An 8592-nucleotide genomic window follows, 5' to 3' on the forward strand; every position below is an offset into this window, starting at 1 on the left:
TTTTTGTCAACGTGATCGACATCGCAAGCAACCCAGTCACCATACCACGTTCAAATCTTCATTGTCAATTTGACATCTCACGTGTCGAACGCGCTATGCACAAGGTGAAGAACAAAGAGGATTCGACGACCGGGTATGTGCGGCTGGAAACAACGCAACCATCAGAAGTGGTAGAAAGAAGTGTACCACAGTTGCAAATCAAGTGCAATCCATCCTGATGAAGCCCTAGAACATCTGTCCGTTGGACGAATCGGAGGCACACGTGTGGCGCGCACAACGCGGATCGCAGGGCGGCGGGCCGCGTTTGAATTCATCAATCGTGTACCTGCCGCGATCTCGCCTCGTCGCGAAGCAGCCGCAATTCGTGCATCAACCGCTTTTGCGCCAGGCCGAAATAGTCATGGGCGGATCGATATAGGCTGTACAATTGGTCGTAGGCGACTCGGTTCTCCAGAATCGGACGGTAGACAGTCTGATGGTGCCGCGCCATGTTCCGAATCGCGGCAGTCACCTCCTTCGCTCCGCCGCCGGATCGAGCCGCTGCCCCGAAGACGGCCGCGCCAAGCGCAACATTTTCTGGAACGCTTGGCACATACACCGTCTTCCCCGTCACATCCGCATATATCTGCATCAACAATTGGTTGCGCTGGGCGATCCCGCCGCCGACGTGAAGCGTCTCCACAGCCAGCCCCGCTCGTTCGAACTGTTCCACAATCACCCGCGTACCAAAGGCGGTGGACTCCAACAAGGCCCGATACACTTCTTCCGGCCGAGTCGACAACGTGTAACCGATAACGGCCCCCGACAGCGAGGCGTCGGACAGGATGGAGCGGTTGCCATTCCACCAGTCGAGCGCCACCAGCCCGCTCTCTCCAGGCTGAAGCGCGGCGGCGTTCCGTTCCAGCCAGGTGAAAACGGACACGTTCGCTTGTGTCGCCGCATCCCTGACGTATGCGGGAACGGCGTGATCGACGAACCAACCGAAGATATCTCCGACTGCAGCCTGCCCGGCTTCATAACCAAAGTATCCTGGCACGATGCCGTCTCGGACGACGCCGGTCATGCCTTCCACAAAGGTTTCATGAGCGGAAAGCAACATATGGCAGGTGGAGGTGCCCATGGCGAGCACCATTTTGCCGGGCTCCGCCACACCCAGCCCCGGTACGGCGGCAAACGCGTCGATCACGGCCGCCGCCACAGGCGTCCCCGCCTGTAACCCGAGTTTCTTCGCCGTCGCTTCGGTCAACCCGCCGACAGCGGCGCCCACGGGCACCACGGCACCGCCGAGCTTGGTCTCGGCGACGCGCCCAAGCGCCGGATGCAACGCCCGCAGATACTCGGGCAAAGGGAATCCTTCGACACCATGCCACATGCCCTTGAAGCCTGCGCCCGCGGCATTGCGCACTAATCGGCCGGTGAGCGTGTACACAAGCCAATCGCCCGCCTCGACAAACGCGTCGGCCGCATGGTATATGGGTTCATCCTCATGCAAAATTTGCAGGATCTTGGGCAGCATCCATTCGGAAGAAATGCGACCTCCGTAACGGCGCAGGAAAGGCTCGCCGCGCTCGACGGCGAGTGTGGTCATGCGCTCCGCCTCGCGCCATGCGGCGTGGTGTTTCCACAGTTTCGGCCAGCTGTGCGGCCGTCGACTCCATGGGTCTTTCAGACACAGCGGATCGCCGCACTCGTCGATCGGAAGCATCGTGCACGAAGTGAAATCGACGCCGAGGCCGACGATCTTGTCACCGCGAATGCCGGCGGATCGCAGCAAACTTGGAACCAATTGCTCCACCGCATACACATAATCGCCAGGATGTTGGAGAGCCCATTCGGGCCCAAGCTTTTCTCCCGTCGGCAACGCGTCTAACAATACACCATGGGGGTAGACGACACTGTTTTCCGCCAACAATTCCCCCGTCGCTGTGTCTGCGATCACGCCGCGTGCCGATTCCGTGCCAAAATCCAATCCGATTGTATATTCGCCCATCTTCTCCACTCCCGCTCGCGATAGCCCGTCAACGATACAAGGGGCCGTACGCGGAGCACGACCGAAAATCCGCGCCTTCCAGATCCATCGTACCAAACGCGTGCCATGCGCTTGGCCGAAACACTTGGCTATCATCGACGTTATGCATAGCCACTGGAATGCGGAGCATCGAGGCGAGTGTGATGAAATCGGCGCCCACATGTCCGTACGACAGCGCACAGTGATTTGATCCCCAGTGGCTCATCACGGAGTACACGTCGGAAAATGCGCCCTTGCCGGTGAGACGCGGTACAAACCACGTCGTTGGCCAAGTCGGATTCGTGCGATTGTTGAGCACATCATGAATCTCTTGCGGCAAGTCGACGCTGTGCCCTTCCGCAATCTGAAGCACCGGTCCAAGTCCCTTGATCAGGTTGAGGCGAACCATCGTCAGTGGCATCCCGCCGCGGGTTAGGTATTGGGACGAGAATCCGCCGCCGCGGAAGAAATCCACCGCCGGGCACCATCGCGTAGCGTCAAGGCACCGACGAACATCGTCGTCCCCAATCTCCCAGAACGGCTTCATGACCGCCTGACCGTCCTGCTCTTGTCCACCCGTTCCGTCAAGGGAGGCTGGCCCCGAATTCGTCAGGTGAATGATACCATCTTTGGCGAGGCGTGGCAGTTCAACACCGGTCACACGTTGGATGGATTGTTGGCTCCAATAGGTACGGACATCTGCGAAGATTTGCGCACGCTGTGTCAGTAAATGGCCAAAGAGCATGGTCACGGCGTTGAGTGAGTCGTTCTCCGTGGCCAGCACGTACGGTTCACGAACGCCGTTCCAGTCAAAGGACGAGTTAAGGATCGCCTCCATGAAGTCCCCATTTGGGAAATAGTCGGTCCACTGGCGCTGCCCTTGAAAGCCAGCGGCGATCGCGTTGTGACCTAAGGCTTCCTCGCCGTAACCCAGTTCGTCCAGTTTGTCATTGCCAACCATCAGGTCCCGAGCAATCAGCGTCATCTTCACGACTGTCTCCCAGTCCTTGTCCTTCTGGGCTCGCGACCGCTGCAAATGGGTGGGATTGACGTCAGGCCCTTCCTGACAATGCCTGCGCACCCAGGCCAGCGCGTTCTGAAATTCGCTGCGATCGTAAATCTCCAGTTCCATCCGTCGCACAAACTCGGTCATGTCTACATACTCTGTCCGCATGCCGAGATAGTCGTGAAAGAAATCGTCATTGACTATGCACCCCGCGATGCCCATTGCGACCGAGCCCATGGAGAGATAGGATTTCCCTTTCATAGCGGCCACAGCCAAGCCGGCTTTCGCGAAGCGAAGCATTTTTTCCTGAACGTCTTTCGGAATACTCACGTGATCGATATCTTGAACTTCCCGTCCGTAAATGCTGAACGCCGGTTGTCCATTTTGGTTGTGCGCCGCGAGCGCGGCTGCCAAATACACGGCTCCGGGCCGTTCAGTTCCATTGAATCCCCAGATGGCCTTCGGCATCGTCTTATCCATGTCCATCGTTTCCATCGGGTAACACCAAGACGGTGTGACCGTGATGGTGACGCCCACGTTGTGCAGCGCAAATTTCTCGGCGGCCTTACTCGCCTCGGCGACCCCGCCGATACACGTGTCTGCGATCACGCACTCGACGGGCTGTCCGTTTGCATGCTTCAAGCTGGTTGACAGCAAGTCGGCAACCAAATGTGCCATCTGCATCGTGACACCTTCAAGCGACTCCCGTATCCCCCCGCGTCGGCCATCGATGACGGGCCGAATCCCAATCCTCGGCATTCCCACGACAGACGTCGCAGTCATACTCCCCATCTCCATTTCTACGTCGTCTTCCACCCGGCGGCAGGTTTCGCCTTCCCATGGTAGTTTCGCGGCTAGTTTCGCGGCTTCAGATGTTCAAGAATAATTTCCGCCGACTGCCAGTTTTGTGGATTGGGATTGATCCATGGATCGCTCGCATTGGGCCATCCCGTGTAGTCCGTGTCATTGTATTCGTACCAAGCTGGCTGATCGTAGAGCGGGATAACAGGCATCTGTTTGACCAGATAGTCTTCGATTTGATAGATATCATTTTTTTGTCGAGACATACTAGCAGTGGATGCATAGTCGTCCAGCAGTTTTGTGACGGCAGGGTTCGAGAATCCAGAGACGTTAAATCCGCCTTTCGGATCCAACATGTCATAGTACTGCGTGTATGGGGTGGGACCTGTTTGCGTCCACGCGATCGCCAATTGATAGTCCTTTTTCGTGTTGCCTGACGGCAATATGGCATTGTAGAAGTTCGCAAACTGGAGTTGGTTGACCTTTACCTTGATTCCGATGGCAGCTAAATTCTGCTCGATGATCAACGCATCCTCATCGTTATCGCTCCATCCTGAGACAACATCCAGCGAGAGTGAGAGTTCCTTCCCACCCTTCGCCATGATCCCGTTGGCGTCTTTCTTGTATCCAGCCTGTTTCAAAATCTGAATCGCCTTGGCGGGACTATAAACAAAGGCGCGTCCGGATGCAGGAAGCTTCGGGTTCAGCCAAGCCTTGTAGTTTGGCAGATCCAAACTGGTCGGTACGGCCGGCTGCACATATCCGCTCTCGCCAAACACATCGATTTTGTGCCTGTCCAGAGCCATACTAATCGCTTCACGCACTGGCAATTGCTTCAACAACGGATCGCTTAAATTCGCGTATAACTCCATCACTTGGTTCGGTGGGAACCAATAGTGGTTGTGCGGCGAATGAGAAGTGTAATCCTTTTGAACGTTCGGGATATTCACGCCAGCCCATTGGATTTGCCCATCCGCCAATGCGAGATCCGCGCTCGCGTTGCTCGCATACGCGGGAAACTTCAATTCGGATTCTTTTGGAACCCCTAAATAGTACTGCTGGTTTGGAACGAACGTGTACACTTGCGGACTATAGGAGTTGAGTTTAAACGGTCCCGTTCCAATCGGTTTTGTGAGGCGGACTTTCGTCGGATCGCCTAGTTTGGACCATATGTGTTGGGGAACGATATACGTATCGCCCAGCACGTACGTCTCCGCGAACGGCACGTCTGCCTTCTTAAATTGGAACACAACCTTTTGAGAACCTTCCGCCTTAACCGAAGCGAGTTGGCCCCAGACTCCGTTGGTGTCCGCATCCGGATACTTCTTGAGCAAGTCAAACGTAAACACCACATCGGAAGCGCTGAACGTGTGCCCATCTGTCCATTTCACGTTGGGATGCAACGTGACCGTCAACGTCTTGTCCGCATTGCTGAACGCGAATTTGGTGCCTAACAAGTTGAATTGTTTTCCAGAAATATTGTCGAAGTAGAACATCGTTTCATAAACAAGACCCAAGGTGCCGCTGTTGCCCGAAGAAAATGGATTGAAATTATCCTGGAAGTTGCCACCGGGAGCTGTGACGATGGTCAACGGCGGCCCAGATTGGACCGCCGTCGCCGCGGACACCTGTGCAACCGAGATTACAACCCCTGTCGCCGCCGTGCTCGCCGTCAGAACGAGCGATGCGGACCACACTGCAAGCCTTTTCATTATGAATCCTCCTCGAATGATCGTAGTCGCTGACCTTTGTCGCGAGGAATGTGCCAGCAGATCCGGAACCGCTCGGTGTGAAACACGCCTTTCCATCGCCGGAACCTAGTGTTCAAACCACCTCGCTGTGGTTGGCTGTGGTTGGTGGTGACACCTCTTCGCCCAGTACGGTATTGCGTCACCGTGGTTGTCACGAACACGCCATACAATAGATGATCGACGCGATCGTTTCCCGGCGAGTTGCCGCATCAACCGACAACAAGTGAACGTTCCTCTCCTCTGGCACACAACACACACAAACTCGAAAGCGATTACATATGTTATCGTTAACATATCACTCGTAAATATGGGTTGTCAAACGAATTGAAACAAATCGGGGATGTCCTCGATGAAGGGGCGAAGCTGACCGCCATCCCGCTCGGTATCCACTTCAACCGGATGAATTCACTCCCTCCGCTTGACGTACATGCTTTCACATCAATATGATAATCGTTATCATATGAATATTTGGAGGCTTCTAAGCAGAATGAGAGCACATGCAGAGTTACCTCGCAGTACGCCTGAGTCCCAAGGAGTCTCATCCGCGTCCATCCAGTCGTTTGTCGACGCTCTCGAATGCGAGCGGCTTGGTGTTCACAGCTTCGTGCTTGTCCGGCATGGAACTGTCGTCGCGGAAGGCTGGTGGAAGCCCTATGCCTCCTATCTACAACACATTATGTTTTCTGTCAGCAAGAGCTTCACATCCACGGCGGTTGGCATGGCCATCGCAGAGGGTTTGGTGTCTTTGGACGATCCCGTCCTGTCGTTCTTTCCCGCGTATGATTCTCCAGACATCCGCAAGAACATGGAGGGTGTCCTGGTTCGCCACCTCCTGTCCATGAGCACCGGCCACTCCGAAGACACGATGACTCGGATGCGAAACAACCCGAACGGAGACTGGGTGCGTATCTTCCTGACCACACCCATCCTGCACCAACCAGGCACGCATTTTTTATACAACTCTGGAGCCAGCTACGTGTTGGCTGCGATAGTCCAGAGCCGCACCGGCCAGACGCTTCACGACTACTTGCGTCCACGTCTCTTCGATCCGCTTGGCATCGACCAACCGCGTTGGCAGATGAACCACGCCGGCGTCAATTTGGGTGCCTCCGGCCTGCGTTTAAAGACCATGGATCTGGCAAAAGTCGGGCAACTCTACTTGCAAAACGGAGTATGGAATGGGGAACGGCTGCTGTCAATGGAGTGGATCGCGGAAGCGACGAGATCGCAGGTGGAGAACGGCAGCGATCCCGACGACGATTGGAATCAAGGATATGGGTATCAAATTTGGCGCTGCCGTCACAACGCCTATCGCTTCGACGGAGCGTTTGGGCAAATGTGCCTGATTATGCCCGATCACGACCTTGTTTTGGCGCTGACCAGCGGTTCTCGGCAACTCCGTCCAACGCTCAACGCCGTGTGGGAACACATCCTTCCCGGTTTGCAGGAGAAGCGCAGCGAGCAAATCATGCCTGCTCGTCGCCTGAATGAACGATTGGCGGCATTGACATTGCCAGTGGAACAGGGGGATATTTTCCATCCTTCTGCGGTGCAGGCATTTGCGGACCGGTCGATCGCTCTGGAGCCAAACGATCTTCGCGCGCGCTCCATTTCCTTTTCCTTCTCCACAGACTGCACAACCATGCGGATAGAGGATGAAAACGGCGACGTGCATCGTATTTTCTGCGGGTCCACCGCCTGGATATACAATACCAGCCCTCTGTGGTTTTACGAGGAACCGCCAGCCCCAGTCATCCTCGCGGCGCGGGGCGGCTGGAGAGACGAAGCGACATTTGTGGTGATTTGGCAATATGTAGAAATGCCGTTCCAGCACAGGTTGGTTTTCCACTTTGACGAAGACGAAGCGATGGTATCCATCGAACTGGATCTTCCGTTTTGGGAAGAACGCCGTCAAACGTTGCGTGGACGTCTTGCCAACTGAAAACCCAAACGTTCGCGAAGTCAAGGTCTCAGTAAAGCGGGCGGACCGATTCACCAAGGCGAATATGCGTGGGCAGGACGAGGGCTTCCACGCACCCCCCCTCGTCCTTGCCTCTGCCCAATTCTTTCAAGAGGATTTCCGACGTCTTCTTCCCCACGTTCTCTGGATTCTGGATCACCGCCGTAATGCGCGGCTCAATCAGTTCGGACAACGGCAGGTCCCCGAAACTCACCAAAGACACATCGTCCGGAACCGCCAGCCCCAACTCGCGGATGGCCAGCAGTGCGCCCTGTGTGAGCGAGTTGTTGGCGCAAAAGATGGCAGTCGGTTGTGGTTCACCCGCGGAAAAGAGCCGTTTACACATGAGGTAACCCCATTCTTTCGTCAACTGTCCTCGGCAGACGAAATTCGGATTCGGCTCGATGCCAAACTGGGACAGCGCCCGCTCATAGCCTTGCTGCCGCGACTGCGCGGTACTGATTTCGGCAGAACTGTTGAGAATCGCAATATCCCGATGCCCGAATTGAATCAAGTGTTTTACCAACTCATAGGAGCTCTTTTCGCATTCTTCGATCACGCTGGAGAAATGCGCACCCTCCACCTTGCGGTCAACCAAGATGATGGGCACATCCCGATCCAGAAGCGGCGCAGACGCCGTCGAAAAACTACTGGCGACAACCATCGCGTCGACCCGCATCTCCAACACATCGAGCATTTCCGCTTCTTTTGCCGGATCGTCATCCGAACTGGCGAGGAGAATATGGTAACCTTCCCGCTGCACCTCCGCTTCGAGTGAGCGGATGAGCGACATGAAATACGGGTTGGAAATATCGGGGACGAGAACGCCAATCGTGCTTGTTCGCGCGTTTCGGAGACTTCGTGCGATGGCATTTGGTTTATAGTTCAACTGCTCTACGGCAGCCATGACTTTGTGCTTTGTCGCTTCACTCACGTAGTAGCTCCCATTGAGTACCCGGGAAACGGTGATGGTTGATACACCAGCCAACTTGGCGACATCTTTGAGCGTAGCCATACGCACCCCCCTATCCATCTGCATGATGGGCCTCCAAGCATTTTACCAGAT

Annotated in this window: 6 protein-coding genes; 2 read left to right on the forward strand and 4 right to left on the reverse strand. The window is 55.6% G+C overall.

Going from position 1 to position 8592, the window contains the following annotated elements; all coding sequences use genetic code 11:
* Positions 1 to 218, forward strand: a 218-nt coding sequence (locus tag AAC01S_RS19805; protein WP_217997862.1) for a hypothetical protein, incomplete at its 5' end; no start/stop codon positions are given.
* A 95-nt stretch (positions 219 to 313) separates the two neighbouring features.
* Here the strand turns inward: AAC01S_RS19805 and AAC01S_RS17485 are convergent.
* From AAC01S_RS17485 to AAC01S_RS17495, 3 genes are all read right to left on the reverse strand, one after another.
* Positions 314 to 1990, reverse strand: coding sequence for a ribulokinase (locus AAC01S_RS17485; protein ID WP_067625514.1), 1677 nt, complete (start codon positions 1988 to 1990; stop codon positions 314 to 316).
* Positions 1991 to 2018: 28 nt separating this feature from the next.
* Positions 2019 to 3797, reverse strand: a complete 1779-nt coding sequence (locus AAC01S_RS17490; protein WP_370670842.1) for an L-fucose isomerase — start codon at positions 3795 to 3797, stop codon at positions 2019 to 2021.
* Positions 3798 to 3868: 71 nt separating this feature from the next.
* Positions 3869 to 5527 (reverse strand): ABC transporter substrate-binding protein, encoded by a 1659-nt coding sequence (locus AAC01S_RS17495; RefSeq protein ID WP_067625517.1) that lies wholly within the window; start codon positions 5525 to 5527, stop codon positions 3869 to 3871.
* A 526-nt stretch (positions 5528 to 6053) separates the two neighbouring features.
* On the opposite strand from AAC01S_RS17495, the gene AAC01S_RS17500 reads away from it, so the two are divergent.
* Positions 6054 to 7508: a serine hydrolase domain-containing protein gene (locus AAC01S_RS17500; protein ID WP_067625520.1), complete on the forward strand. Its 1455-nt coding sequence runs from the start codon at positions 6054 to 6056 to the stop codon at positions 7506 to 7508.
* 28 nt (positions 7509 to 7536) lie between these two features.
* Here AAC01S_RS17500 and AAC01S_RS17505 read toward each other — a convergent pair whose 3' ends face one another.
* The gene (locus AAC01S_RS17505) at positions 7537 to 8541 is read right to left on the reverse strand and encodes a LacI family DNA-binding transcriptional regulator (protein WP_067625523.1); all 1005 of its coding nucleotides are present in this window, start codon (positions 8539 to 8541) and stop codon (positions 7537 to 7539) included.
* Between the last annotated feature and the right edge of the window lie 51 nt (positions 8542 to 8592).

Source organism: Alicyclobacillus acidiphilus NBRC 100859, from assembly GCF_001544355.1.
Classification (GTDB): domain Bacteria; phylum Bacillota; class Bacilli; order Alicyclobacillales; family Alicyclobacillaceae; genus Alicyclobacillus; species Alicyclobacillus acidiphilus.

Coding starts and splice junctions, on each gene's coding strand:
- AAC01S_RS17485 (WP_067625514.1), bottom strand. CDS start 1,990: ATGGGCGAATATACAATCGGATTGGATTTTGGCACGGAATCGGCACGC.
- AAC01S_RS17490 (WP_370670842.1), bottom strand. CDS start 3,797: ATGACTGCGACGTCTGTCGTGGGAATGCCGAGGATTGGGATTCGGCCC.
- AAC01S_RS17495 (WP_067625517.1), bottom strand. CDS start 5,527: ATGAAAAGGCTTGCAGTGTGGTCCGCATCGCTCGTTCTGACGGCGAGC.
- AAC01S_RS17500 (WP_067625520.1), top strand. CDS start 6,054: ATGAGAGCACATGCAGAGTTACCTCGCAGTACGCCTGAGTCCCAAGGA.
- AAC01S_RS17505 (WP_067625523.1), bottom strand. CDS start 8,541: ATGGCTACGCTCAAAGATGTCGCCAAGTTGGCTGGTGTATCAACCATC.